Below are 26,411 nucleotides of genomic sequence, written 5' to 3'. Positions count from 1 at the left end.
TGGTAAATTATGTTTTAATAGTTTAACTCACTAAAATAAGAAAGAAACGGGGAACGCAGATGGCACAGTTATGGGGAGGACGCTTTACGAAAGAGACCGATCAGATGGTATATGATTTTAATGCCTCCATCGGATTTGACAAGCGTCTGTACAGACAGGATATAGAGGGAAGCATGGCACACGTCAAAATGCTGGCAAAGCAGCAGATCCTGACAGAACAGGAGCGGGATCAGATTCTGGAAGGCCTGGCCGGAATTTTAAAAGATGTGGAAGACGGCACGCTTCTGATTACGAAAGAATATGAGGATATTCACAGCTTTGTAGAGGCAAATCTGATTGACCGGATCGGGGATGCAGGGAAGAAGCTGCATACCGGCCGCAGCCGGAATGACCAGGTAGCCCTTGACATGAAGCTTTATGTAAGGGAAGAAGTTCAGAAGACAGACGCGCTGCTGAAAGATCTTCTGACGGTGATTCTGCATATCATGGAGGATAATCTTGATACCATTATGCCGGGATTTACCCATCTTCAGAAAGCACAGCCGATTACCCTTACGCATCATATGGGGGCATATTACGAGATGTTCCGGAGAGACAGAAGCCGTCTTTCGGATATTTATAAAAGAATGAATGTCTGCCCGCTTGGAAGCGGCGCACTTGCGGGAACGACCTACCCGCTTGACCGGGAATATACGGCAAGTATTCTTGGATTTTCCGGAGCTACACTGAACAGCATGGATTCTGTATCCGACCGGGACTATGTGATTGAATATCTGTCGGCACTTTCAACGATTATGATGCACCTGAGCCGGTTTTCGGAGGAAATCATTATCTGGAATTCCAATGAATATCAGTTTGTGGAGATCGACGATGCGTACAGCACCGGAAGCAGCATCATGCCGCAGAAGAAAAATCCGGACATTGCGGAGCTTGTAAGAGGAAAGACCGGACGGGTTTACGGGGCACTGATGTCGATGCTGACAACGATGAAAGGGATTCCACTGGCATACAACAAAGATATGCAGGAAGATAAGGAGATGGCCTTTGACGCGATGGATACGGTCAACAGCTGCCTTCCGCTTTTTACCGGCATGCTGGCAACAATGAAGTTCAGAAAGAATGTAATGGAGAGAAGCGCCCGGAGAGGATTTACCAATGCTACGGATGCTGCAGACTATCTGGTGAACCATGGCGTGCCGTTCCGGGATGCCCACGGAATTATCGGCCAGCTTGTGCTGACGTGCATTGAGAAGGAGTGTGCACTGGATGATCTGCCACTTTCCGAATACAAGGCGGTCAGTCCGGTATTTGAAGAAGATATTTACGACGCAATCAGCATGAAGACATGCGTTGAGAAACGTCTGACAAAGGGAGCGCCGGGAAAAGGTGCCATGCTGGAGGCAATTCAGGTTTATAAGCAGGAACTGGAAACAGAGTAGGAGGACCATACAATGGAAAAGAAATTACGTGTTGGAATATTAGGAGCAACAGGGATGGTAGGACAGAGATTTATCTCTCTTCTGGAAGGCCATCCGTGGTTTGAAGTTGTGACGGTGGCTGCATCTCCAAGATCAGCCGGTAAAACATATGAGGAAGCGGTAGGAGACCGCTGGAAAATGAAAAAACCGATGCCGGAAGGAGTCAAAAAGCTGATTGTACATAATGTAAATGAAGTGGAAGAAGTTGCTTCCACGGTAGACTTTGTATTCAGCGCGGTTGATATGAGCAAAGAGGAGATCCGCGCGATCGAGGATGCTTACGCAAAGACGGAGACACCGGTTGTTTCCAATAACAGTGCACACCGCTGGACGCCGGACGTACCGATGGTCATTCCGGAGGTAAATCCGGAGCATTTTGAAGTGATTGAGGCGCAGAAGAAACGTCTCGGAACGACACGCGGATTTGTAGCTGTAAAACCGAACTGCTCCATTCAGAGCTACGCCCCTGTTCTGACTGCATGGATGGAGTTTGAACCGACAGAAGTGGTGGCAACGACATATCAGGCTATTTCCGGTGCCGGAAAGACATTTAAGGACTGGCCGGAGATGGTGGAAAACATCATTCCGTACATCGGAGGCGAAGAGGAAAAGAGCGAGCAGGAACCGCTTCGGATCTGGGGAAAAGTGTGTGATGGAAAAATCGAAAAGGCATCCGCTCCGGTAATCACGACTCAGTGTATCCGTGTGCCGGTGCTGGACGGACATACGGCGGCAGTATTTGTCAACTTTAAGAAAAAGCCGACGAAAGAGCAGCTTATCGAGAAACTGGTAAATTACCGCGGACTTCCGCAGGAACTGGAGCTTCCAAGCGCACCGAAGCAGTTTATCCAGTATCTTGAGGAGGATAACCGCCCGCAGGTTGCTCTGGATGTGGACTATGAAAACGGCATGGGCATTTCGGTAGGACGTCTGAGAGAGGACAGCCTGTACGACTTTAAATTTATCGGACTTTCTCATAATACGGTAAGAGGGGCTGCAGGAGGCGCCATCCTCTGTGCGGAGACGCTGGCTGCACAGAAATATATTCAGGCAAAATAGCAGAAAGCCTTGGAATGGAATTTTTCATCAGGGACGGGAAATTTTACCCGTCCCTGATTGCACGTTTGTAGAGAACCATGTAAAATAGAAAGGACGACAGACTGACAAACTGATTTCAAAATATAGAATAAAGGAGCGAAAAATGGACGGGGAACTTCTGAAATATACGCAGAATCGGGAACTTTCATGGTTGAAATTTAATAAAAGAGTATTGGAGGAAGCGAAAGATCCGGATGTGCCTCTGATGGAGCGGATGAAATTTGTAGCGATTTTTACAAGTAATCTGGATGAGTTTTTCATGATCCGGGTGGGAAGTCTTTACGATATGGCTTCCATGAAAGTACAGACGACGGACAAAAGGTCAGGCATGACAGCACAGCAGCAGCTGGACCGGATTTATGAGGCGGTGGCTCCGCTTTACAAAGAGCGGGATAAAACTTATGCGGAGATCAAAAAGAAACTGAATCCCTATGGAATCTGCGGGCTTTCTTTTAAGGAGCTTCAGGACCCGGAAAAGAAATATGTAAAGAAGTATTTTAAGGATCAGATTCTTCCGGTTCTTTCCCCTCAGATTGTAGATGCGAACCATCCGTTTCCGCATCTTCTCAATAAGGAGATCTATGTCGTTGCAAGTCTGAAACAGGATAATAAAAAAATGATGGGAATTGTTCCGGTGCCGCAGTATATTTCAGAGATCCTTTTTCTGCCCGGACACGATATCCGGTATATCCGGATGGAAAAGATCCTGATGGAATATCTGGAGGTTATTTTTGATAAATATGAAGTATCCGACAAGAATTATATTTGCGTGACGAGGAATGCGGATATTTCACCGGATGACGAATCACTGGATATCAACGATGATTTCCGCGTCCTGATGAAAAAGACGTTGAGCAAGCGGAGAAGGATGGCGGTTGTCCGGCTTGAGACGGCAAATCCGCTTCCGGAGAGCATGGAAACCTATTTTTGTGAGAAGTTCCACATTACACCGAAACAGATTTTCCGGACGAAGATGCCGCTGAAGCTGTCCTATATTTTCTCCGTAGCGGAAAAGGTGCCGGAACACCTGAGGAGAACACTGGTATATGAGCCGTTTTCCCCACAGAAGGCAGCTATGGTGGAGGATGAGACTTCCATCATGAAGCAGATCAGAAGAAAGGACATTCTCCTTTCTTATCCGTACGAATCCATGGAGCCGTTTTTAAAGCTTCTGAAGGAGGCGGGGTCGGATCCGTCTGTCGTGACGATCAAAATTACTATCTACCGGCTTGCAAAGAAAGCAAGACTTGTGGAGTATCTGTGCGCTGCGGCGGAAAACGGAAAAGAGGTTACGGTTCTGATTGAGCTGAGAGCCCGGTTTGACGAGCAGAATAACATTGAGTGGTCCGAACGGCTGGAAGAGGCAGGATGCCGGGTGATTTACGGGTTTGAAAACTACAAGGTTCATTCCAAAATCTGCCTGATTACCTGTAAGACACGAAACGGGTATCAGTATATCACTCAGGTCGGAACCGGAAATTACAACGAAAAGACAGCGGCCATGTATACGGATGTGTGCCTGATGACAGCAGACCAGGAGATCGGGCAGGATGCGGCGGCCTTTTTCCAGAATATGTCCATGGGAAATTTAAGAGGCACCTACCGGCATCTGATTGTCTCGCCGAATACGTTGAAGAAAAAGGTTCTGGAATTGATTGAGGAAGAGACAAAGAAAGGTACAAACGGCCGGATTATCATGAAGATGAATTCAGTGACGGATGTGGAATTTATTGAAAAGATTTCCATGGCCAGCCGTGCCGGGGTGGAGGTCGACCTGCTTGTGCGTGGAATCTGCTGTATCCTTCCGGGGATAAAGGGGTACACGGACCATGTGCGTGTGACAAGTATTGTCGGCCGCTTTCTGGAGCATCCAAGAATTTTCATTTTTGGAAGGGGAAGTTCAGAAAAAATGTATATCGGTTCGGCCGATATGATGACAAGAAATACAGAAAAGCGTGTGGAAGTTGCATGTCCTGTTTACGATCCTGAAGTGAGGGAGAGGCTGAATCATATGATTCAGGTTATGCTTGAGGATAATGTAAAGGCGAGGGCTCTGGATTCATCCGGCAACTACCGGAAGAAAGAACAGACGGGACAGCCGGTTGATGCCCAGGAAGTGTTCATGCAGGAAGCAGTGCAGGAGGCGGCAAGGGTGAAAAAACAGACAAAAAGGCCGTTTCTTGATTTTCTGCTTCGTATCTTCCGCAGGTAAAAGAAGGAGATTGTAAATATGGGGAAATCTCTCTACATAGCAGAGAAGCCGAGTGTGGCGCAGGAGTTTGCAAAGGCGCTGAAACAGAATATGAAGCGGAGGGACGGATGGCTGGAATCCGATGAGAGCATTGTTACATGGTGCGTGGGGCATCTGGTGACAATGAGCTATCCTGAGGCCTATGATCCGAAATATAAAAAATGGAGTCTAAGCACCCTCCCGTTTCTTCCAAAGGAATTCAAGTATGAGGTGATTCCGAATGTGAAGAAACAGTTTGACATCGTAAGCGGACTTCTCAACCGAAAGGATGTAGATACGATCTATGTCTGTACAGACTCCGGGCGGGAAGGGGAGTATATTTACCGCCTGGTGGAGCAGATGGCAAAAGTAAAAGGGAAAACGAGAAAGCGTGTCTGGATTGATTCCCAGACAGAGGAAGAGATCCTGCGGGGAATTCGGGAGGCAAAAGATCTGTCAGCCTACGATAATCTTTCCGCTTCCGCTTACCTGCGGGCCAAGGAAGACTATCTGATGGGAATTAATTTTTCCAGAATTCTGACATTGAAATACGGGAACAGCATTGCCGGATTTTTACATAAAAACTTTGTGGTGCTCTCGGCGGGCCGGGTCATGACCTGTGTGCTTGGGATGGTGGTAAGAAGAGAACGGGAGATCCGGGAGTTCGTCAAAACCCCGTTTTACCGTGTGCTTGCGAATATGGACGCGGACGGGGCCGCATTCCAGGGAGAATGGAAAGCAGTCAAAGGGTCCCGTTATGAGATGTCTCCGAAGCTGTACCGGGAAAACGGGTTCAAAGACCGGGAAACAGCACAGGAGCTGATCGATGAGCTGATGGACAGCGACCGGATGGGCGCGCTTGTTTCCGTGGAAAAAAAGAAAGAAAAGAAAAATCCGCCGTTGTTATTCAACCTGGCGGAACTGCAGAATGAATGCTCGAAACGGTTCAAGATCAGTCCGGATGAAACCCTTCGGATTGTGCAGGAGCTGTATGAAAAGAAGCTGGTCACCTATCCTCGTACCGACGCGAGAGTCCTTTCCACAGCGGTGGCAAAAGAGATTCACAAAAATCTGAACGGGCTTGCGAAATATGAACCTACGGCAGAACTGCTTGGGTTTATCGCAAGGGAACGGACGCACAAAGGACTGGAAAAGACGAGATATGTAAATGACAGCCAGATCACGGATCACTATGCCATCATTCCGACCGGGCAGGGACTTCCGGCGCTGAAGTCCGTATCTGCAACCGGTGCGAAGGTATATGATCTGATTGTGAGGCGTTTCCTTTCGATTTTCTACCCGCCGGCAGTGTATCAGAAACTATCACTGGAGATGGTGCTGGAAGGCGAGCATTTCTTCTCTGGCTTTAAGATTCTGACGGAGGAAGGATTTTATAAAGTGACGGGCATTCCGGGTAATAAGAAAGGAAAGTCAGAGGAGGACGAGGAGACGGTTCCGGATGCGGAGCTGTTTGCCCGGATTCAGAAGCTGAAGAAGGGAGACCGGATCCCGGTGAAGGGATTTGAAATCAAAGAAGGCGAGACATCGCCGCCAAAGCGGTACAACTCCGGTTCCATGATTCTTGCCATGGAAAATGCCGGACAGCTCATTGAGGATGAAGAGCTCAGGGCCCAGATCAAAGGAAGCGGTATTGGAACGAGTGCGACGCGGGCGGAAATACTCAAGAAGCTGATTCATATCAAATACTTATCTCTTAATAAAAAGACCCAGGTGATCACTCCGACGCTGATGGGAGAGCTGATTTACGATGCGGTGGAGCATTCGATCCGCTCCCTTTTGAATCCGGAGCTGACGGCCAGCTGGGAAAAGGGACTGACCCTGGTGGCTGAAGGGCAGATCACCTCAGAAGAATATATGCAGAAACTGGAACATTTTATCGCGGTCAGGACGAACGGCGTAGTCGGACTGAACAATCAGTACCAGCTGAAAGCCTGCTACGATAAGGTGTCCCCTTATTATAAATCAATGAAAAAGTCATAGAAGGAGGAACACTATGAAAGAATTAACAGTACAGGAGCTTTATGATCTCAACGAGACGATCGCAGGAGAACTTTTTGAGGGAGTGACCTATCCGTGGGAAATCCTTCCGAAAATCGGGGAATTTATTGTAAAACTTGGAAACACACTGCCGGAGGACGAGTATGAAAAGAAAGGCGAGAACATCTGGATTGCAAAGTCTGCAAAGGTGGCTCCAAGTGCATACATTAACGGTCCGGCAATCATCGGCAAAGACGCTGAGATCCGGCACTGTGCATTTATCCGTGGAAACGCGCTGGTAGGAGAAGGTGCAGTAGTCGGGAATTCTACAGAACTGAAAAATGTTGTGTTATTCAACAAGGTTCAGGTGCCTCATTACAATTATGTCGGCGACTCTGTCCTTGGATTCAAGTCCCATATGGGTGCCGGCTCCATCACATCCAATGTGAAATCTGACAAGACACTTGCAACAGTCAGTACACCGGAGGGTAAAATCGAGACCGGACTGAAAAAGTTCGGTGCCATGCTCGGAGACAATGTGGAGGTAGGATGCGGCAGTGTCCTGAATCCGGGGACGGTTGTAGGAAGAAATACAAATATTTACCCGCTTTCCATGGTGCGGGGTTATGTGCCGGCCGGAAGTATTTACAAAAAACAGGGCGAAGTTGTAGAAAAACAGTAGTAACCTGTGAAATTTTACTGTGAGAATCCGGAGAAATATTGTATAATAAAAGAGAAATTCGTTGACGGGACAAAGAAGGAATGACGGATCGGGAAAGGAGACGAAACACAATGGGAAAGCAGTATGTAGATTTTGAAATTGGAAAGCAGAAACATATCGCACTGGTGGCGCATGATGGAAAGAAAAAAGAAATGGTGGACTGGTGCGATAAGAATAAAGATATTCTGAAAAATCACTTTCTTTGCGGTACCGGGACGACAGCCAGACTGATTGCGGAAAAAACGGGGCTTCCGGTGCGCGCGTACAACAGCGGTCCCCTCGGAGGGGATCAGCAGATTGGAGCAAAGATCGTAGAAGGTGGCATTGACTTTATGATCTTTTTATGGGATCCGCTGGAAGCACAGCCGCATGATCCGGATGTCAAGGCGCTTCTTCGAATTGCGGTCGTATATGATATTCCGGTAGCCAATAATCTTGCTACTGCGGATTTCATGCTTACATCCCGGTATATGAATCAAACATACTCCAGAAAAGTTCTGAATTTCTCCGCGGAAGTAGAGGAGAGAGTCAGACAGATGAAATAGGAATATGATCTGTTTTTATGAAAGGCCTGCCGCAGCCGGACTGTGGCGGGCATTCTGTCTTGTTTCCGGTCCGGGCATTTCTGCCAAAACTCAAAAATCAGCTTGACAACAAAATAAGAATCGGTTACTATTAAAATCACAGGCGAACATTTGTTCGGATTCAAAAAAGGAGATCAGAGTATGACAAATAATGAAGATAAAAAGAAGGCCCTTGAGGCCGCGATAGCCAAACTGGAAAAGGATTTTGGAAAAGGAACGGTGATGCGTCTCGGAGATCCGAAGGCACAGGTGGCAGTTGAGACCGTTCCGACAGGAGCGCTGAGTCTGGATATCGCCCTTGGACTCGGCGGCGTTCCAAAGGGGCGTATTGTAGAGATTTACGGACCGGAGTCAAGCGGTAAGACGACAGTTGCCCTTCACATGATTGCAGAGGTGCAGAAAAGAGGGGGAATTGCAGGATTTATCGATGCGGAGCATGCGTTGGATCCGGTTTATGCGGGGAATATCGGCGTGGATATCAATGAGCTTTACATTTCCCAGCCGGACAGCGGAGACCAGGCGCTTGAGATTACGGAGACGATGGTCAGATCCGGAGCAATGGATATTGTTGTCATTGACTCGGTAGCGGCTCTTGTTCCAAAGCAGGAGATCGAGGGAGATATGGGAGACAGCCATGTCGGACTTCAGGCACGACTGATGTCCCAGGCGCTCAGAAAACTTACTCCTGTCATCAGCAAGTCAAACTGCGTTGTGATTTTCATCAATCAGCTCCGTGAGAAGGTCGGTGTCATGTTCGGCAACCCGGAGACGACTACAGGAGGACGTGCTCTGAAATTCTATTCCTCGATCCGTCTCGACATCAGACGGACAGAGACCCTCAAGCAGGGAGGAGAGATGGTCGGAAACCATGTCAGAGTCAAAGTTGTAAAGAATAAGATTGCGCCTCCGTTTAAAGAGGCGGAGTTCGATATCATGTTCGGAAAAGGCATTTCCAGAGAGGGAGATGTGCTGGATCTGGCAGCAGGCCTGGATATCGTCAATAAGAGCGGAGCATGGTATGCATATGAGGGAAACAAGATCGGTCAGGGCCGTGAGAATGCGAAGGGCTATTTAAGAGAGCATCCGGAAGTGATGGATGAGATTGAAGCGAAAGTACGCGCTCATTATGGACTGGACGGCAGTGCAGGACAGGGGCAGGAAACTGCGGATAACGGCAGCAAAGAGGCCGAAAGCGAAGAATAAGCGATGAGACAGGTTGGGATTGAGCCGGTTACAAAGACAAAATTTCGGATTTATCTGGACGGACAGTTCGCTTTTGTATTATACAAAAGCGAACTGTCCTCCTGCCATCTGAAAGACGGGGAAGCTGTGACAGAGGATCAGATAGAAACGATATTATCGGAGATTGTACTGAAGAGGGCAAAGCGCAAGGCAATGTCTCTTCTTCAAAGTATGGACAGGACCGAGAGCGAACTGCGGGACCGTCTTCTGCGCCAGGATTTTCCAGAGGAAACAGTGGATCAGGTTGTCCGCTATGTAAAGTCATTCGGCTATGTGGATGACAGAAGATATGCGGAGAGTTTTATTCTTTCCAGAAAAGGACGCAAAAGCAGACGGGAAATCTATGCAGAGCTTTCCGGAAAGAAAATAGATGGAGAGATTGTAGACGAAATGATGGAGAGGTGCTATGAGGAGAGCGATTCCGGCGAGGCGCTCCGCCACCTTCTGAGAAAAAAACATTATGACCCTTCCCGCGCCTCTGTGGAGGAAAAACAGAAACTGTATGCTTATCTTGCAAGAAAAGGATTTTCCTACGGAGAGATTAAAAAAGCGCTGAATCTGGAATTTCCGGAAGATTAGCCGGGAATGCCGGAAAAGCCGAAAGATTTTCCGGTGCGGAATTCCGCGATTTCAACGAAAGGAAAGAGTCTGTGCTTGACATATTTGTTAAAACAGTATAAAATTTAAGTGTTGTAATTGTACAATGAAAATTAAATAAGGAGGTGCTCCTGTGCAAATTTTCTATATTATCGTTGCAGTAGTGATTACGCTTGTCGTAACAGCAGCAGTTACTTACAATGTGACGGTTTCGAACTTGAAAAAAAATGCGGAATCCAAAATTGGAAATGCAGAGAGTAAAGCCAGAGAAATCATAGATGATGCACTGAAAAAAGCTGAGACGACGAAAAAGGAAGCCCTTCTGGAAGTGAAAGAGGAATCGATCAAGACCAAAAACGAACTGGAAAAAGAGACAAAGGAACGCAGGGCAGAGCTTCAGCGTTATGAAAAACGCGTCCTTGCAAAGGAAGAAGCGGTAGACAAGCGTTCTGACGCGGTCGAACATCGGGAAATGAATCTTGCAGCGAAGGAAGAGCAGATCAAAGAGCGTGAAGCGAAAGCGGACGAGTTAAACAGACAAAGAGTACAGGAACTGGAAAGAATCTCAGGACTAACCTCCGAACAGGCAAAAGAATATCTGTTAAAAACTGTTGAAGACGATGTGAAGCATGATTCAGCCAGAATGATCAAAGAGCTGGAAAATCAGGCCAAGGAAGAAGCAGGAAAGAAAGCGAAAGAGTACGTAGTCAATGCGATTCAGCGGTGCGCTGCGGATCACGTGGCAGAGACGACGATTTCGGTAGTCCAGCTTCCGAGTGATGAAATGAAGGGACGTATCATTGGACGAGAGGGAAGAAATATTCGTACACTTGAGACACTGACTGGTGTCGAACTGATTATCGATGATACACCGGAAGCAGTCGTACTTTCCGGCTTCGATCCGATCCGGCGTGAAGTCGCAAGGATTGCACTGGAAAAGCTGATTGTAGACGGACGGATTCATCCGGCCAGAATTGAAGAGATGGTTGAAAAGGCACAGAAAGAAGTGGAGTCCATGATCCGGGAAGAAGGAGAAGCTGCTGCGCTGGAAGTCGGCGTACACGGTATCCATCCGGAACTGATCCGTCTGCTTGGACGTATGAAATTCCGTACAAGCTATGGACAGAATGCGCTGAAACACTCTATCGAAGTGGCACAGCTTGCAGGACTTCTTGCAGGAGAAATCGGACTGGATGTCCGTGTGGCAAAGAGAGCCGGACTTCTGCATGACATTGGAAAGTCTATCGATCACGATGTGGAAGGATCACATATTCAGATCGGTGTGGATCTGTGCAGAAAATATAAAGAATCAGCAGTTGTTATCAATGCGGTAGAGGCACATCACGGAGATGTGGAACCGCAGTCACTGGTTGCATGTGTTGTACAGGCGGCTGACACGATTTCAGCAGCCCGTCCGGGTGCAAGACGTGAAACATTGGAAACATATACAAACAGGTTAAAACAGTTGGAAGATATCGCAAACCAGTTTAAAGGTGTCGATAAATCTTTTGCTATTCAGGCGGGAAGAGAGATTCGCGTTATGGTAGTTCCAGAACAAATATCAGACGATGATATGGTATTACTGGCGAGAGAGATTTCAAAACAGATTGAGTTCGAACTGGAATATCCGGGCCAGATTAAGGTAAATGTAATCCGGGAGTCAAGAGTCACGGATTATGCAAAATAGATATTAGAGTCGATAATGTAAACGTAAGAATCCCTGATTTACTGAAAAGTAGGTCAGGGATTCTTTTATCATGAGGAGGCGGTAATGATGAGTGAGAATATCAGACGTGTGGGAAGAGAACTGAAATATAAAGGAGCAATTCTGGATGTATATACCGATCATATGGAATTTGCAAATGGAAATACGGCAGAGTGGGATTTCATCAAGCACAAAGGGGCTGCCGCAGTTGTTCCGGTTACAGAGGACGGGAAACTGGTCATGGTGCGGCAGTACCGGAATGCACTGGACCGCTATACGCTGGAAATTCCGGCGGGGGCACTGGACTATGCGGAAGAGCCGGGAATTGTCTGCGCGGGAAGAGAACTGGAGGAAGAGACCGGATATCGGTGCGACAGCCTGGAGTGGCTGATCAATATCCGCACAACGGTCGCATTCTGCAACGAGAAGATCGAAGTATTTGTCGCCCGGAATCTGATTCCGTCCCACCAGCACCTTGATGAAGACGAATATATTGAACTGGAAACATATACAGTGGAAGAACTGAAAGAAAAGATTTTTAGAGGCGAGATCGAGGACTCCAAGACAATTGCGTCGATTCTGGCCTACGATGCCAAATACTGCCGTTAAAATTCTTCGTGCAAAATCTGACTTCTGACAGGAATCGGATTCGAACGAATTTGTGAATACAGAAAGGGACAGCCGAATATGTATTAGTATCTGTTTGATGAGGAGGCTTGTCTTGTGAGAATAGAAAGAGCAAAGCAGTATTTTGCAGCAGCATTTATGGCAGGGTTTATCGGAGGAATCTTATTTGCCAATCTGACAGTGAAAGATTACGTGACCACATCAGGTATCTTCAACCCGTATTTTCTAAAACAGTATGCGCAATCGGAAATTGAAGCAGGAGAATATATCTTGTACTTGTGTGGTATCCGCCTTATCCCGCTGCTTCTGATCGTGTTTTTGGGACAGACCAGGGTCAGAAGGATTGCCACCGTTGCAGTATTTGTCTGGGCCGGTTTTTCGACCGGAACAATTGTGTGTGCGGGGATTCTGAATATGGGAATTCAGGGTATTGTGTTCTGGATGATTGCGATGGTGCCGCAGTTCCTTTTTTACGCACTGGCCTATCTGATTGTTCTGTGGCATTTTTTCATTTTTCCGCAGGCCAGATGGAATATGGGAAAGACCTTCGCGGTACTTGTTTTTATGACGGCAGGACTGATTACGGAAGCGTATGTCAATCCGATTTTGATGCAGATGTTTCTGGATACATTGTAAAAAGACAGAAGAAAAATAAAGAAGACAGCTTAAGTTCCCGGGAAAAGGAATTTAAGCTGTCTTTTTGATGTACAAAATTATTTTACCTGCCGGTTCATGTGCACTGTACGGTACGGAAGAGTACCCGGACAGATGCCAGGAATACGAAAATCTGGCTTGAGAGGAGACCGGTCAGATATCCGCTGATTCCGGTCTGTGGGATCAGAAAGAAGACACCGGCAATCCGGATGCACAGGCCGGTAAAATTAATCAGAAAGGCCAGACCGGTATGTCCCAGCCCGTTCAGCATACTGATGTAGGTCGAAGTTGTATAGAGAAACGGGCAGATAAAAGCCAGCACCCGTATGTAGGAGGCGGCCTCCGGACTTTGAAAGACAAAGGAGCCGAGAAAGTCCGCGGTCAGAAGAAAGCCGCAGGTACAGAAAAAGCCAAGCAGAAGGCAGGAGATACTTACCTTCCGGATCAGCTGCCTCAGAGTCCGGCTCTGGCTTGCTGCCTGAATCTCGGCCACAGTGGGGAGCATCATCATGGAGATGGAATTGGTGATGGCAGACGGAAATAAAATACAGGGCATGGCGATCCCGTTCAGGATTCCGTAATGGCTCAGGGCGGCGGAGCGGGAGAAGCCGTAAAGCATGAGGCACTTTGGAATGGAAATGACCTCGATGCTCTGCAGAATATTCAAAGAAATCCGGTTGGCCGTGATAGGTACGGCATGTTTTAAAATATCGCCAAGACACCCGGCATAGCAGGAAAAGCTGCATTTCTGTGTTGCCTTTTTTGTATAAAGAATCCGCCGGACGGCAAAAATGCTGTAGAAGGCACCTGCAATTTCTCCAATGACCAGTCCGCAGACGGCAAGGATGATTCCGGCCTGCCCGGATTCCTGTATGGCGGCGGTATAGAGGAGGTAGACGCCGAGGACACGGGTGCATTGTTCAGCGAGCTGTGAAATGCCGGGAATCCGTGTCTGCTTGAGCCCGAGGGAGTATCCGCAGATGCAGGAATGGACACTGGCAAAAGGGAGCGCGTAGGACATGACTTTTAAAAGCGGTTCACAGCGTACATCGCCTAAAGCCGAAACTGCAATATCATGCGCGAAAATCTGGATGAGCGCAGTACAGATCAAAGACATGCCGGCAGACAGAAGAAGAGCCATCTGGAAGGATACCTTTGCAAGTTCCGGTCTGCCAAGAGAAGTGTACCGGGCGGTCAGACGGGAGAGGGAGGTTTCGATTCCGGCGGCCGATAAAGAGATACAAAGTGCAAAGACAGGAAAAATCAGATGATAGATACCGATTCCTTCTGTGCCAAACGCACGGCTTAAAAAAATACGGAAGAAAAATCCGATCACACGCGTGACCAGACCGACAAAAGTCAGCACAAAGGCTCCTTTTAAAAAGATTTTTTTTCGGGTGGAAAGATGCATAAGATACCTGACTTTGTTTTTACTAGTATGATATTCCGGAATATGGGTTGACAGAACCAGATCCGGATGCTATCCTACAAAAGGAAACCCTAGTAAAAAAGTAGGATTAAAAGAGGTGACAGTGTGAAATTATCAACTAAGGGAAGATATGGGCTGCGGGCGATGATCGATCTTGCAGAATTTTCAGAGGCGGAGCCTGTCTCGATCGCCAGTATTTCACAGCGTCAGGGAATTTCAGAACGATATCTGGAACAGTTGATGGCAAAGCTGAAAAAAGCGGGGCTTGTGGAGAGCATCCGGGGCGCCGGAGGAGGATATATCATCCATGGAGATGCCGGAAAGATCTCGGTTGGAGACATTCTGCGGGCGCTGGAGGGAAGCCTTGAGGCAGTGACCTGCGCCGCTTTTCATGCGGACGAGTCCTGCCAGGCTCAGGATATCTGTGCCACAAAATATGTCTGGCAGAAGATCAACGAAAGCATCCGCACGACAGTAGACGGCATTTATCTGGATCAGCTTGTAGAAGAAAGCAGAAAAAATAAAGCCCGTTGCCGGAAGGAGATTCAGCCGGAGGCACTGTGCGGAAGTTCCAGAAAAGAGAAGAGAAAGGAAGAAGACAATGAGTAAATTGATCTATTTAGATAATGCGGCGACGACAAAGACGGCGCCGGAAGTTGTGGAAGCAATGCTCCCGTATTTTTCAGAATATTACGGAAACCCGTCCAGCGTATACAGTTTTGCGGCAAAGAGTAAAGAGGCAGTGACAAAGCAGAGAGAGATCATTGCGGATGCCATTGGAGCCAAGGCAAATGAGATCTACTTTACAGCCGGCGGAACAGAGAGCGACAACTGGGCAATCAAGGCTGCGGCAGAGGCATATGAGTCAAAAGGAAAGCATATTATCACATCCAAAATTGAGCATCATGCAGTGCTTCATACATGTGAATATCTGGAAAAGCATGGATTTGAAGTGACATACCTGAACGTGGATGAAAACGGAGTGGTAGATCTGGAAGAGCTGAAAAAAGCCATCCGTCCGGATACGATTCTGATCTCCATCATGTTTGCGAACAATGAGATCGGAACGATCGAACCGGTCAGAGAGATCGGAGCGATTGCAAAGGAACACGGAATTTTATTCCATACCGATGCAGTGCAGGCGTTTGGACAGATTCCGATACAGGTAGACGACCTGAATATCGACATGTTAAGCGCAAGCGGACACAAGCTCAATGGACCGAAAGGGATCGGATTTTTATATATCCGTAAAGGACTCCGTCTGAAAAACTTCATCCATGGCGGAGCACAGGAGAGAAAACGCCGTGCCGGAACCGAAAATGTTCCCGGGATTGTCGGACTTGGAACTGCAGTGGAGCGGGCTGTCCGTACGATGGAAGAGAGAACATCCAAAGAGAAAGAAGTCCGGGATTATCTGATTGACCGTGTACTCAAAGAAATTCCGTATACGAAGTTAAACGGACATCCGGCAGACCGGCTTCCAAACAATGCAAACTTCAGCTTCCGCTTTATCGAAGGCGAGTCCATGCTGTTAAGCCTTGATATGGCAGGTATCTGCGGCTCCAGCGGTTCTGCGTGCACATCCGGCTCTCTGGACCCGTCCCATGTGCTGCTCGCCATCGGACTTCCGCACGAGATTGCGCACGGTTCACTGAGACTGACATTAAACGAGGAAATTACAAAAGAAGACATAGACTACGTGGTGGAGAATCTGAAACAGATCATTGAAAATCTCAGAAACATGTCTCCGCTTTACGAAGATTTTATAAAGAAACAGGCAAAATAAAAAAGAACGGATTGAACTTAGGAGGAAACATATGTATTCAGAAAAAGTAATGGATCATTTTCAGCATCCAAGAAACATGGGAGAAATTGAAGGGGCAAGCGGCGTCGGAACAGTCGGAAACGCAAAATGCGGGGATATCATGAGAATCTATCTGGACATCGATGAAAACCAGATCATCCGGGACGTGAAATTTAAGACTTTTGGATGCGGCGCGGCTGTCGCGACAAGCAGCATGGCAACGGAACTTGTAAAAGGGAAAAACATTCAGGAAGCAATGCAGGTGACAAACAAAGCCGTGATGGAGGCTCTGAACGGACTGCCGCCGGTTAAAGTGCACTGCTCCCTTCTGGCGGAGGAAGCGATCCACGCAGCACTGTGGGATTACGCACAGAAAAACGGTATTGAGATCGAAGGTCTCGAAAAGCCAAAGTCCGATATTCATGAAGGTGAAGAAGAGGAAGAAGAGGAATATTAAAACAGATTTGAGGAAGAAAGCATGAAAAAAGAAAAAATCGTCATCGGCATGTCCGGGGGAGTCGATTCTTCCGCAGCGGCATATCTGCTGAAAGAGGAAGGATACGATGTAACCGGCGTGACAATGATCACGTGCGATGAAGCGCAGTGCGGACAGGATCCGTCCAAAGATGCCAAAAAGGTAGCAGACGAGATCGGGATTCCGCATTACACGGTGGACTTCAGGAATCAGTTCAAGTCCAATGTCATGGACTATTTCTGTAGAGAATATCTGGAAGGCCGGACGCCGAATCCGTGTGTTGTCTGCAACCGGTTTGTGAAGTGGGAGGCCCTTCTCGGATGGGCGAAAGAAATCGGGGCAGACCTGATTGCCACCGGGCATTATGCGAATATTGTGAAGCTTCCAAACGGACGTTACGCAGTGGCAAATGCGGACGTTTCCAGAAAAGACCAGACGTATGCGCTTTACAACCTGACACAGGAGCAGCTGGCACACACCCGGATGCCGGTCGGAAAGTATGAAAAGGATACGATCCGTGAAATTGCGGCAAAAGCAGGAATTTCCGTGGCACAGAAAGCGGACAGCCAGGATATCTGCTTCATTCCGGATGGAGACTATGCATCCTTTATCAAAAGCCATACCGGGCAGGAACCAAAAGAGGGAAATTTTGTCGATGTAAACGGCAACATTCTCGGGAAGCACAAAGGAATTATCCATTACACGGTAGGACAGAGAAAAGGACTTGGAGTGGCCCTTGGTTATCCGGTTTTTGTCCTTGCGATCCGTCCGGAGACAAACGAAGTGGTACTTGGAAATGATGAAGAGTCACTGAAACGGGAAGTGAAGGCACGCCTGCTCAATCCAATGGGAGCGGCAGACTTTAAGGAACTGGAAGGAAAGAGGATCTTCGCCAAAATCCGTTACAACCACCGGGGTGGCTGGTGTACGCTCCAGAAGACAGGGGATGACGAAATTACCTGTACATTTGAAGAACCTCAGCGGGCGGTGACACCGGGACAGGCACTGGTTCTCTACAGTGACGGCTATATTCTTGGCGGAGGACGTATCATCTGATACGGGAAGGAGAAAGTATGATCACAGCAGATTATCACATGCACACGAATTTTTCATCGGATTCGGACGCATCTCCGGAATCGATGGCGCTTGGCGCAGTCAGAAAAGGATTAAAACAGATCTGTATTACAGACCATCAGGACTGGGATTATCCGGAAGACGACCAGCAGTTCCGGATTGACATGGACCGCTATATACCGGCAATCCAGGAGTTAAAAGAGAAATTCAAAGATCAGATTTCCGTCGGACTTGGGGTGGAAATCGGATTTCAGCAGCATCTGGGAGAATACTATCGGAATTTTACAGCCTCCTATCCCTTTGACTTTGTGATCGGAAGCACACATGTTGTGGAGGGGAGAGATCCGTATAACCGGGTACTGTTCGCAACCCGTTCAGACGCGGAAGTATATGAAAAATCATTTGTAGAGACATGGGAAAACATCCGGATCATACAGGATTTCGATGTGCTCGGCCATATGGACTATATCGTGCGGTACGGCAGAAACCAGGCAAGAGATTACAACTGGAAAAACTATTCAGACCTGATTGATGAAATCCTGCGATGGCTGATTGAACACGGAAAGGGAATCGAGATGAACATGGCAGGCTTTAAGTACAAACTTGGATTCTGTCATCCGTACCCGGAGATTATCAGGCGTTACAGAGAGCTTGGCGGAGAGATCATCACAGTGGGATCTGATGCCCATCAGCCGGATCACATCGCATACCAGTACGAGGATGCCGGAAGGATTCTGGAGGAATGCGGATTCCGGTATTATACAATATTTATAGACAGAAAGCCGAAATTTTTGAAAATCATTTAAAATGTCTATTGAATATAAACAAAATTCTTGCAGGGCAGGAATCGATATAAGAGAAATGGCAAAAACTTGGATAAAAATATGTAAAGATACTTGAATTCCTGTCTTTTTTTTAGTACAATCAGTATGGTTGATGAATCTTTAACAAGGAAGAATCACCATCTGCATCATGCAGAACAGAAACTAAATTAAACTTTAGGAGGAATTAATCATGGCAGTAAAAGTAGCGATTAATGGTTTTGGACGTATCGGACGTCTTGCATTCAGACAAATGTTCGGAGCAGAAGGATATGAGATTGTTGCAATCAACGACCTCACATCTCCGAAAATGCTTGCTCACTTATTAAAATATGACTCAACACAGGGAAAATACGCATTAGCAGATAAGGTTACAGCAGGCGAAGATTCCATCACAGTTGACGGACAGGAAATCAAAATCTATGCAAAAGCTAACGCTGAAGAACTTCCATGGGGAGAGATCGGAGTAGATGTAGTTCTTGAATGTACAGGTTTCTATACATCCAAAGAAAAAGCTTCCGCTCACATCAAGGCAGGTGCTAAGAAAGTTGTTATTTCCGCACCGGCAGGAAATGATCTTCCTACCATCGTTTACAATGTAAACCACGACAAACTTACAAAGGATGACAACATCATCTCCGCAGCATCCTGTACAACAAACTGCTTGGCTCCTATGGCTAAAGCACTGAACGATCTTGCACCGATCAAATCCGGTATCATGTGCACAATCCACGCTTACACAGGCGACCAGATGACACTTGACGGACCGCAGAGAAAAGGTGACTTAAGAAGATCCCGTGCAGCAGCATGCAACATCGTACCAAACTCTACAGGAGCAGCAAAAGCCATTGGATTAGTTATTCCTGAATTGAACGGTAAATTAATCGGATCCGCTCAGCGTGTACCAACACCTACAGGATCTACAACAATCTTAACAGCTGTTGTTGAAGGAAATGTTACAAAAGAACAGATCAACGAAGCTATGAAAGCAGCATCCAACGAATCTTACGGATACAACGAAGACGAAATCGTATCCAGCGATATCGTAGGAATGACATATGGTTCCTTATTCGATGCTACTCAGACAATGGTATTACCATTAGACAACGGAACAACAGAAGTTCAGGTTGTTTCCTGGTATGACAACGAAAATTCTTACACAAGCCAGATGGTAAGAACAATCAAACATTTCGGAACATTATTATAATTTCTGATATTCCGAATCATAAGCGGGGCAGGCTATCCTGCCGGAATAAGACTCAACGCAGGGTCCGGTCTTTTATGGGACCGGACCCTTTTTGTCAGAATAATAAGGAGGCAAAAAACAATGCTTAACAAAAAATCCGTAGATGATATCAATGTAAAAGGGAAAAGAGTCCTTGTAAGATGCGATTTCAACGTACCGTTGATCGACGGCAAAATTACAGATGAAAACCGTCTTGTTGCAGCACTTCCGACCATTAAAAAGCTCATCGCCGACGGCGGAAAAGTGATTCTCTGCTCCCACCTTGGAAAACCGAAAGGAGAACCGAAACCGGAATTATCTCTGGCACCGGTTGCTGTAAGACTTTCTGAATTACTTGGACAGGAAGTGAAATTTGCAGCAGATCCGGAAGTAGTAGGACCAAACGCAAAGGCTGCAGTAGAAGCAATGAATGACGGAGATGTAATTCTTCTTGAAAATACACGTTACCGCGCAGAAGAGACAAAGAATGAAGATAAATTCAGCCAGGAGCTTGCTTCTCTCTGCGACGTATTCGTAAACGATGCGTTCGGTACTGCTCACAGAGCGCACTGCTCCAATGTAGGTGTGACAAAATATGTAGATACAGCTGTTGTAGGATATCTGATGCAGAAAGAAATCGATTTCCTCGGAAACGCAGTGGAAAATCCGGAGAGACCGTTTGTTGCCATCCTTGGCGGAGCGAAAGTATCCAGCAAGATTTCCGTAATCGAGAGACTTCTTGACAAAGTTGATACTCTGATCATCGGAGGCGGAATGGCTTATACATTTGCAAAATCCCAGGGTGGAAAGATCGGAATTTCCCTCTGCGAGGATGATTATCTGGAGTATGCGGCAAACATGATCAAAAAAGCAGAAGAAAAAGGTGTCAAGCTTCTTCTTCCGATTGATAATATTATTGGTGATCAGTTCTCAAATGATGCAAACACCCAGATTGTAAAAACTGGAGAAATTCCGGACGGATGGGAAGGAATGGACATCGGACCTGAGACTGAGAAAATTTTTGCCGAGGCTGTAAAAGATGCGAAGACAGTTGTATGGAACGGACCGATGGGATGTTTTGAAATGCCGAAATTTGCTCATGGAACAAAGGCAGTGGCAGAAGCACTTGCAAATACAGAAGCTGTAACAATCATCGGAGGAGGAGACTCCGCAGCAGCTGTCAACCAGCTTGGATACGGAGATAAGATGACACATATCTCTACAGGCGGCGGTGCATCTCTGGAATTCCTTGAAGGAAAAGAATTACCGGGCGTAGCAGCAGCGAACGATAAGTAGAACACAGAAAAGAGGGTAAACAAAATGGCAAGAAAGAAAATTATCGCCGGAAACTGGAAAATGAACATGACTCCGTCCCAGGCAGTTGCTCTGGTAAACGAGTTAAAGCCTCTCGTAGCAACAGAGGAAGCAGATGTTGTATTCTGTGTACCGGCAATTGATATTATTCCGGCTATGGAAGCAGCAAAAGGCAGCAATATCGTAATTGGTGCCGAGAACATGTACTTTGAAGAAAAGGGTGCATATACAGGAGAAATCGCTCCGGAAATGCTGACAGATGCGGGAGTGAAATATGTCATCATCGGACATTCCGAAAGAAGAGAGTATTTTGGAGAGTCAGACGAAGATGTTAATAAGAAAGTACTGAAAGCATTTGAACACGGCATCACACCGATCATCTGCTGCGGAGAAACTCTTGCACAGAGAGAACAGGGCGTGACAATGGATTTCGTTCGTATGCAGATCAAGATTGCTTTCCAGAACGTGACAGCAGATCAGGCAAAGACAGCAGTGATCGCTTATGAACCGATCTGGGCAATCGGAACAGGAAAAACAGCAACAACAGAGCAGGCACAGGAAGTATGCGCAGGCATCCGTGCATGCATTGCAGAAATCTATGATGAAGCAACTGCGGAAGCAATCCGGATCCAGTACGGCGGCTCTGTAAATCCGGCAACAGCTCCGGAATTATTCGCACAGCCGGATATCGACGGAGGACTTGTTGGAGGAGCTTCTCTCAAAGCTGATTTTGGTAAAATCGTAAACTGGAAATAAGGAAGAGAAACCCTGCGGATTCAAATGTCCGCAGGGTTTTGCTGTTACCCGGCACTTTCCCTGAAAATATTGCAAAATGCAGCTGAAAATAGTACAATAGAAAAAGTCAGAAGAAGATCTGAGAAGCGTGAAACATAAATGCGGGAAGGGAAGTAGAATGGTTACGATTAAAGATATCGCACAGGCAGCGAATGTCAGCGCCATGACAGTGTCCAATGTTATACACGGAAGAACCAAAAAGGTCTCCAAAGAGACGAAAGAGCGGATCGAACGGATTATGGAAGAGATGCAGTACGTCCCGAATATGGGAGCGCGCATGCTTGTCCAGAATCAATCCAGAATTATCGGAGTGATTTCCAACGTTCCGGCAGGTTCCGAACGTGAGACACTGTATCATCCTCTTGCCGCTGAAATGATTGTAGAGATTGAAAAGGAAGTGCGGTCGCGTGGATACTATATGATGCTGTACGCCGCATCTACCGAGAGAGAAATCCGGGATCTGATACATACGTGGAATGTAGACGGTCTGCTGACGATCGGTATTCCGACAGAAATCTGCAGAGAACTTGGAAAGGACATGAAAATGCCGGCAGTTTTTACCGACTGCTATTTCCGGGAGGATGAAATCTTCAGAAATGTTGGAACCGAGGATGAAGAGGGAGCTTATCAGGCAGCCTCTTATCTGATCGGGAAGGGGCACCGGAGAATTGCCTATGTTGCAGACGGGCCATACGATCCGGACGGAACACCGGGCGATGTGTCTGAAAGACGTCTGGCCGGGTATAAGCGGGCTCTCAAGGAGGCACACCTTCCGTTTGCGCAGGAGCACATTTATATGGGAAGTATCCATGAGGACAGGCAGCTTGCCATGCTGCAGTCTCTGGCGGGGCATATTTTTGATTATACAGCAGTCATTTTCAGCAGAGATTATTATGCTCTGGAAGCCATGGATTATTTCCGGCATCACGGGATCTGGATTCCGAAAGATATTTCGATCATTGGATTTGACGATCTTGGCATGTCAAAATTTGCATATCCAAGACTGACGACAGTCAGACAGGGCGCGGCGGAAAAAGGGCGCAAAGCCGCAGAACTGCTGTTTCAGGCACTGGAAGAAAAGGAAGATAAAAAGGTAGATATCCGGATTACGGTCCGGCTCATGGAGCGGGAAACGGTCAAAGAAATTTATGTATAAACTGCCCGGAAACGCGGCAGGTTTTCTGGCACTGCTTGAAAGCGGCGGGAAAATCATGTAAAATAGCAGAGTGGAAAAAAGTAAAAAGGAGAGAAAACAATGAGTAAGAAACCAACAGTATTGATGATCTTGGATGGTTATGGGCTGAGCGAGAAGACCAACGGGAATGCGGTTGCAGAGGCCAAAACTCCTGTTATGGATAAATTAATGGCAGAGTGTCCGTTTGTCCGCGGAAATGCAAGCGGCATGGCGGTAGGACTGCCGGACGGACAGATGGGAAATTCAGAGGTCGGACACCTGAACATGGGTGCAGGCCGGATCGTATATCAGGATCTGACAAAGATCACAAAATCCATTCAGGATGGAGATTTCTTTGAAAATGAAGCACTGCTTGCAGCATGTGAAAATGTAAAGAAGAATGACAGTGCACTGCACATGTACGGACTTGTCTCTGACGGAGGTGTACACAGCCACAATACACATATCTACGGACTTCTGGAACTTGCGAAACGTCAGGGAATCTCCAAAGTCTATGTTCACTGCTTCCTGGACGGACGTGACACACCGCCGGAATCCGGAAAAGATTATGTGCAGGAACTTTCTGACAAGATGAAGGAGATCGGCGTCGGTGAGATTGCTTCCGTGATGGGACGCTACTACGCAATGGACAGAGATAACCGCTGGGATCGTGTAGAACTCGCATACAATGCCCTTGTAAAAGGCGAAGGAAATACATGCGAAGATGCTGTAGAAGCAGTACAGAAATCCTACGATGACGGAAAGACGGATGAATTTGTCATCCCGGCTGTCATTACAAAAGACGGAAAACCGGTTGCAACAATCAAGAACAACGATTCCATCATCTTCTTCAACTTCCGCCCGGACCGTGCAAGAGAGATCACAAGAGTGTTCTGTGCGGATGAATTTGACGGATTTGACAGAGGAGACCGCATCTGCACAACCTATGTATGCTTTACAGAATATGACGTGACAATCCCGAATAAGCTGATCGCGTTCCATAAGACAGAGATCACAAATACGTTCGGAGAATTCCTTGCCGCAAACAATATGACACAGGCAAGAATCGCCGAGACAGAGAAATACGCGCACGTTACATTCTTCTTCAATGGCGGTGTGGAAGAGCCGAATCCGGGAGAAGACCGTATTCTTGTAAAATCACCGAAAGTTGCGACCTATGACCTGAAACCGGAAATGAGTGCGTACGAAGTGTGTGACAAGCTGGTTGAAGCAATCCGTTCACAGAAATACGATGTCATCATTATCAACTTCGCAAACCCGGATATGGTAGGCCACACGGGAGTAGAAGCAGCTGCCATTAAAGCGATCGAAGCGGTCGATGAGTGCGTAGGAAAAGCGGTAGATGCCATCAAAGAAGTGGACGGACAGATGTTTATCTGCGCAGACCACGGAAATGCAGAGCAGCTCATCGATGAGACGACAGGCGAGCCGTTTACGGCCCACACAACCAACCAGGTGCCGTTCATTATCGTCAACGCAGATCCGGCATACGGACTGAGAGAAGGAGGATGTCTGGCAGACATCGCACCGACTCTGATCGAGATGATGGGAATGAAACAGCCGGAAGAGATGACAGGAACATCCCTTCTTGTACGTAAATAGAAATTGAATGTCAAAATGAGCGGGGCGGCTTCGGCTGTTCCGCTTTTTTTCAATCTGTTCACAACCGGATCTTGCAGGATGGGCTGAAAAATGAATAAAATCAACATAAAAAATTCATTTTCAACCTGATTTCCCGTGAAAATTAGAAAAATAAAGAGAAAATTGCAAGAAACAGTTGACGAAAAGTCAAAAGCCCGATACAATAGAAACCAGTGAAAATGAAGAAGGGCGGTAGAACCATGACAGCATATAAAGATCTGAGCAAAAATGAGCTGAAAGCTCTGAAAAAAGAGCTTACTAAAAAGTTTGAGGATGTAAAGGCGAAGGGACTGAAACTTGATATGTCCCGTGGAAAGCCTTCTACAGAGCAGCTGAATCTTTCTATGGGAATGATGGATGTTCTGACCAGCAGTTCCGACCTCGTATGCGAAGAGGGCGTTGACTGCAGAAACTACGGAGTATTAGACGGGATTAAAGAGGCAAAGCAGCTTCTGGCAGATATGATGGAAGTTCCGAAGGACAATATCGTTATTTTTGGAAACTCCAGTCTGAATGTAATGTACGATACGGTAGCGCGTTCCATGATTCACGGTGTTATGGGAAGTACGCCATGGTGTAAACTTGACAAGGTGAAATTCTTATGTCCGGTTCCGGGATATGACCGACATTTTGCGATTACAGAGCATTTTGGAATCGAGATGATCAATATCCCAATGACTCCGACCGGACCGGATATGGATATGGTAGAAGAGCTTGTAAGCACAGATCCGGCAGTGAAAGGGATCTGGTGCGTGCCGAAATACTCCAATCCGCAGGGAATTACCTATTCTGACGAGACGGTACACCGTTTTGCGAAGCTGAATCCGGCAGCAGAAGATTTCCGAATCTACTGGGATAATGCTTACGGAATCCATCACCTCTATGAAGATAAGCAGGACTACCTGATTGAGATTCTGATGGAGTGTAAGAAAGAAGGCCATCCGGATATGGTCTACAAGTTTTCTTCCACATCCAAGATCAGTTTTCCGGGATCCGGTATCGCAGCGATTGCCGCTTCTGATGCCAACTTAAAAGAGATTCGTGAGCAGATGAAGATTCAGACAATCGGACACGACAAGCTGAATCAGCTCCGCCACGCAAGATTCTTTAAGGATATTCACGGCATGGTGAAGCACATGAAGAAACACGCGGACATTATGAGACCGAAATTCGATACAGTTCTTGCCTCTCTGGAAAAGGAGCTGGGCGGACTGGAGATCGGAAGCTGGCTTGCTCCAAGAGGAGGATATTTCATCTCCTTTGACTCCATGGACGGATGCGCGAAGGCGATCGTCGCAAAGGCAAAGGAAGCAGGTCTTGTGATGACAAATGCCGGAGCGACCTATCCGTATGGAAAAGATCCGCACGACAGCAATATCCGAATTGCACCGTCTTATCCGACACTGGATGAGATCAAACTGGCAATGGAAGTATTCACACTGAGCGTCAAACTGGTAAGTATTGACAAACTTCTTGCAAAGGCTGAATAATCAGGCCCCTTCTTAAAATTATTATATATGCCCTATGCGAAATACTGTATGCAGGATACCAGGTGTATCTGGCATACAGTATTTTGCGTTGTGCGCGATTATATAAAATTGACAAAGCAAATGATGACAGGTATGATGAATATAACATATAAAAAAAGAAAGGCGGGGATCAGAATATATGAAGATATTAATTTTAATAGCTGTGATTCTGTTA

General features: G+C 46.9%; 23 protein-coding genes. 22 read left to right on the top strand and 1 reads right to left on the bottom strand.

From position 1 onward, the window contains the following. The first annotated feature begins 59 nt into the window (after positions 1-59). The 11 genes from argH (at position 60) to H6A32_RS05560 (ending at position 12,916) form a co-directional block, all read left to right on the top strand. A complete protein-coding gene (gene argH / locus H6A32_RS05610) occupies positions 60-1,439 on the top strand; it encodes an argininosuccinate lyase (RefSeq protein WP_087169216.1) in 1,380 nt (459 codons plus the stop codon). Positions 1,440-1,451: 12 nt separating this feature from the next. Further along, entirely contained in the window at positions 1,452-2,537 is a 1,086-nt protein-coding gene (asd, locus tag H6A32_RS05605; protein ID WP_087169215.1) for an aspartate-semialdehyde dehydrogenase, read from the top strand. A gap of 142 nt (positions 2,538-2,679) precedes the next feature. Next, positions 2,680-4,788, top strand: coding sequence for a polyphosphate kinase 1 (ppk1, locus tag H6A32_RS05600; protein WP_204863905.1), 2,109 nt, complete (start codon positions 2,680-2,682; stop codon positions 4,786-4,788). Positions 4,789-4,806: 18 nt separating this feature from the next. After that, complete coding sequence (locus H6A32_RS05595) at positions 4,807-6,807, top strand: DNA topoisomerase (protein ID WP_204863904.1); 2,001 nt, start codon at positions 4,807-4,809, stop codon at positions 6,805-6,807. Positions 6,808-6,820: 13 nt separating this feature from the next. Next, positions 6,821-7,486, top strand: coding sequence for a UDP-N-acetylglucosamine pyrophosphorylase (locus H6A32_RS05590; RefSeq protein WP_191434260.1), 666 nt, complete (start codon positions 6,821-6,823; stop codon positions 7,484-7,486). A 110-nt stretch (positions 7,487-7,596) separates the two neighbouring features. Beyond that, on the top strand, positions 7,597-8,070 hold the full coding sequence (locus H6A32_RS05585) for a methylglyoxal synthase (protein ID WP_087169211.1): 474 nt from the start codon (positions 7,597-7,599) through the stop codon (positions 8,068-8,070). Positions 8,071-8,250: 180 nt separating this feature from the next. Continuing rightward, entirely contained in the window at positions 8,251-9,312 is a 1,062-nt protein-coding gene (recA, locus tag H6A32_RS05580; RefSeq protein WP_204863903.1) for a recombinase RecA, read from the top strand. A gap of 3 nt (positions 9,313-9,315) precedes the next feature. Beyond that, the gene (locus tag H6A32_RS05575; RefSeq protein WP_204863902.1) at positions 9,316-9,930 is read left to right on the top strand and encodes a regulatory protein RecX; all 615 of its coding nucleotides are present in this window, start codon (positions 9,316-9,318) and stop codon (positions 9,928-9,930) included. Positions 9,931-10,081: 151 nt separating this feature from the next. Then, complete coding sequence (rny, locus tag H6A32_RS05570) at positions 10,082-11,635, top strand: ribonuclease Y (protein ID WP_087169208.1); 1,554 nt, start codon at positions 10,082-10,084, stop codon at positions 11,633-11,635. 87 nt (positions 11,636-11,722) lie between these two features. Beyond that, entirely contained in the window at positions 11,723-12,262 is a 540-nt protein-coding gene (locus tag H6A32_RS05565) for an NUDIX hydrolase (protein WP_118635620.1), read from the top strand. A gap of 114 nt (positions 12,263-12,376) precedes the next feature. Then, complete coding sequence (locus H6A32_RS05560; RefSeq protein ID WP_204863901.1) at positions 12,377-12,916, top strand: stage II sporulation protein M; 540 nt, start codon at positions 12,377-12,379, stop codon at positions 12,914-12,916. A gap of 94 nt (positions 12,917-13,010) precedes the next feature. On the opposite strand, the gene H6A32_RS05555 is transcribed toward H6A32_RS05560, so the two are convergent. Next, a complete protein-coding gene (locus H6A32_RS05555) occupies positions 13,011-14,345 on the bottom strand; it encodes a polysaccharide biosynthesis protein (protein ID WP_204863900.1) in 1,335 nt (444 codons plus the stop codon). A gap of 123 nt (positions 14,346-14,468) precedes the next feature. On the opposite strand from H6A32_RS05555, the gene H6A32_RS05550 reads away from it, so the two are divergent. The 11 genes from H6A32_RS05550 to H6A32_RS05505 all read left to right on the top strand — a co-directional run bounded on the left by H6A32_RS05550 (position 14,469) and on the right by H6A32_RS05505 (position 26,197). Further along, positions 14,469-14,972, top strand: coding sequence for an RrF2 family transcriptional regulator (locus tag H6A32_RS05550; RefSeq protein WP_087169204.1), 504 nt, complete (start codon positions 14,469-14,471; stop codon positions 14,970-14,972). Then, positions 14,965-16,149 (top strand): cysteine desulfurase NifS, encoded by a 1,185-nt coding sequence (gene nifS, locus H6A32_RS05545; RefSeq protein WP_087252059.1) that lies wholly within the window; start codon positions 14,965-14,967, stop codon positions 16,147-16,149. Before H6A32_RS05550 ends, nifS begins: the two co-directional genes overlap by 8 nt. A gap of 31 nt (positions 16,150-16,180) precedes the next feature. Continuing rightward, complete coding sequence (gene nifU / locus H6A32_RS05540) at positions 16,181-16,624, top strand: Fe-S cluster assembly scaffold protein NifU (RefSeq protein ID WP_204863899.1); 444 nt, start codon at positions 16,181-16,183, stop codon at positions 16,622-16,624. Positions 16,625-16,645: 21 nt separating this feature from the next. Then, positions 16,646-17,698, top strand: a complete 1,053-nt coding sequence (mnmA, locus tag H6A32_RS05535; protein ID WP_087169201.1) for a tRNA 2-thiouridine(34) synthase MnmA — start codon at positions 16,646-16,648, stop codon at positions 17,696-17,698. Between the two features lie 17 nt (positions 17,699-17,715). Beyond that, positions 17,716-18,522: a histidinol-phosphatase HisJ family protein gene (locus tag H6A32_RS05530; RefSeq protein ID WP_087169200.1), complete on the top strand. Its 807-nt coding sequence runs from the start codon at positions 17,716-17,718 to the stop codon at positions 18,520-18,522. A gap of 208 nt (positions 18,523-18,730) precedes the next feature. Further along, positions 18,731-19,744 carry a type I glyceraldehyde-3-phosphate dehydrogenase gene (gene gap, locus H6A32_RS05525; RefSeq protein WP_087169199.1) on the top strand — a complete coding sequence of 338 codons (1,014 nt, stop codon included), beginning with the start codon at positions 18,731-18,733 and terminating at the stop codon, positions 19,742-19,744. Positions 19,745-19,864: 120 nt separating this feature from the next. Then, on the top strand, positions 19,865-21,058 hold the full coding sequence (locus H6A32_RS16295; RefSeq protein ID WP_118635614.1) for a phosphoglycerate kinase: 1,194 nt from the start codon (positions 19,865-19,867) through the stop codon (positions 21,056-21,058). A 24-nt stretch (positions 21,059-21,082) separates the two neighbouring features. Further along, a complete protein-coding gene (tpiA, locus tag H6A32_RS16290; protein WP_087169197.1) occupies positions 21,083-21,832 on the top strand; it encodes a triose-phosphate isomerase in 750 nt (249 codons plus the stop codon). 157 nt (positions 21,833-21,989) lie between these two features. Then, positions 21,990-23,027, top strand: a complete 1,038-nt coding sequence (locus H6A32_RS05515; protein ID WP_204863898.1) for a LacI family DNA-binding transcriptional regulator — start codon at positions 21,990-21,992, stop codon at positions 23,025-23,027. A gap of 99 nt (positions 23,028-23,126) precedes the next feature. Next, positions 23,127-24,668: a 2,3-bisphosphoglycerate-independent phosphoglycerate mutase gene (gene gpmI / locus H6A32_RS05510; RefSeq protein ID WP_191437070.1), complete on the top strand. Its 1,542-nt coding sequence runs from the start codon at positions 23,127-23,129 to the stop codon at positions 24,666-24,668. A gap of 239 nt (positions 24,669-24,907) precedes the next feature. Continuing rightward, positions 24,908-26,197 (top strand): PLP-dependent aminotransferase family protein, encoded by a 1,290-nt coding sequence (locus H6A32_RS05505; protein ID WP_204863897.1) that lies wholly within the window; start codon positions 24,908-24,910, stop codon positions 26,195-26,197. Positions 26,198-26,411: the final 214 nt, after the last annotated feature.

It is taken from the genome of Drancourtella massiliensis, from assembly GCF_016900655.1.
GTDB classification, from domain to species: Bacteria; Bacillota; Clostridia; order Lachnospirales; family Lachnospiraceae; genus Sellimonas; species Sellimonas catena.
This window is presented reverse-complemented; position numbering and strand designations above follow the sequence as displayed.

Excerpts from the sequence above, each read along its gene's own strand:
- H6A32_RS05595 (WP_204863904.1), top strand. The coding sequence starts at position 4,807 with ATGGGGAAATCTCTCTACATAGCAGAGAAGCCGAGTGTGGCGCAGGAG.
- argH (WP_087169216.1), top strand. The coding sequence starts at position 60 with ATGGCACAGTTATGGGGAGGACGCTTTACGAAAGAGACCGATCAGATG.
- mnmA (WP_087169201.1), top strand. The coding sequence starts at position 16,646 with ATGAAAAAAGAAAAAATCGTCATCGGCATGTCCGGGGGAGTCGATTCT.
- H6A32_RS05575 (WP_204863902.1), top strand. The coding sequence starts at position 9,316 with ATGAGACAGGTTGGGATTGAGCCGGTTACAAAGACAAAATTTCGGATT.
- H6A32_RS05505 (WP_204863897.1), top strand. The coding sequence starts at position 24,908 with ATGACAGCATATAAAGATCTGAGCAAAAATGAGCTGAAAGCTCTGAAA.
- gap (WP_087169199.1), top strand. The coding sequence starts at position 18,731 with ATGGCAGTAAAAGTAGCGATTAATGGTTTTGGACGTATCGGACGTCTT.
- H6A32_RS05585 (WP_087169211.1), top strand. The coding sequence starts at position 7,597 with ATGGGAAAGCAGTATGTAGATTTTGAAATTGGAAAGCAGAAACATATC.
- recA (WP_204863903.1), top strand. The coding sequence starts at position 8,251 with ATGACAAATAATGAAGATAAAAAGAAGGCCCTTGAGGCCGCGATAGCC.
- asd (WP_087169215.1), top strand. The coding sequence starts at position 1,452 with ATGGAAAAGAAATTACGTGTTGGAATATTAGGAGCAACAGGGATGGTA.
- H6A32_RS05555 (WP_204863900.1), bottom strand. The coding sequence starts at position 14,345 with ATGCATCTTTCCACCCGAAAAAAAATCTTTTTAAAAGGAGCCTTTGTG.
- H6A32_RS05565 (WP_118635620.1), top strand. The coding sequence starts at position 11,723 with ATGAGTGAGAATATCAGACGTGTGGGAAGAGAACTGAAATATAAAGGA.
- nifS (WP_087252059.1), top strand. The coding sequence starts at position 14,965 with ATGAGTAAATTGATCTATTTAGATAATGCGGCGACGACAAAGACGGCG.
- H6A32_RS16295 (WP_118635614.1), top strand. The coding sequence starts at position 19,865 with ATGCTTAACAAAAAATCCGTAGATGATATCAATGTAAAAGGGAAAAGA.
- ppk1 (WP_204863905.1), top strand. The coding sequence starts at position 2,680 with ATGGACGGGGAACTTCTGAAATATACGCAGAATCGGGAACTTTCATGG.
- H6A32_RS05530 (WP_087169200.1), top strand. The coding sequence starts at position 17,716 with ATGATCACAGCAGATTATCACATGCACACGAATTTTTCATCGGATTCG.
- H6A32_RS05515 (WP_204863898.1), top strand. The coding sequence starts at position 21,990 with ATGGTTACGATTAAAGATATCGCACAGGCAGCGAATGTCAGCGCCATG.
- nifU (WP_204863899.1), top strand. The coding sequence starts at position 16,181 with ATGTATTCAGAAAAAGTAATGGATCATTTTCAGCATCCAAGAAACATG.
- tpiA (WP_087169197.1), top strand. The coding sequence starts at position 21,083 with ATGGCAAGAAAGAAAATTATCGCCGGAAACTGGAAAATGAACATGACT.
- gpmI (WP_191437070.1), top strand. The coding sequence starts at position 23,127 with ATGAGTAAGAAACCAACAGTATTGATGATCTTGGATGGTTATGGGCTG.
- H6A32_RS05590 (WP_191434260.1), top strand. The coding sequence starts at position 6,821 with ATGAAAGAATTAACAGTACAGGAGCTTTATGATCTCAACGAGACGATC.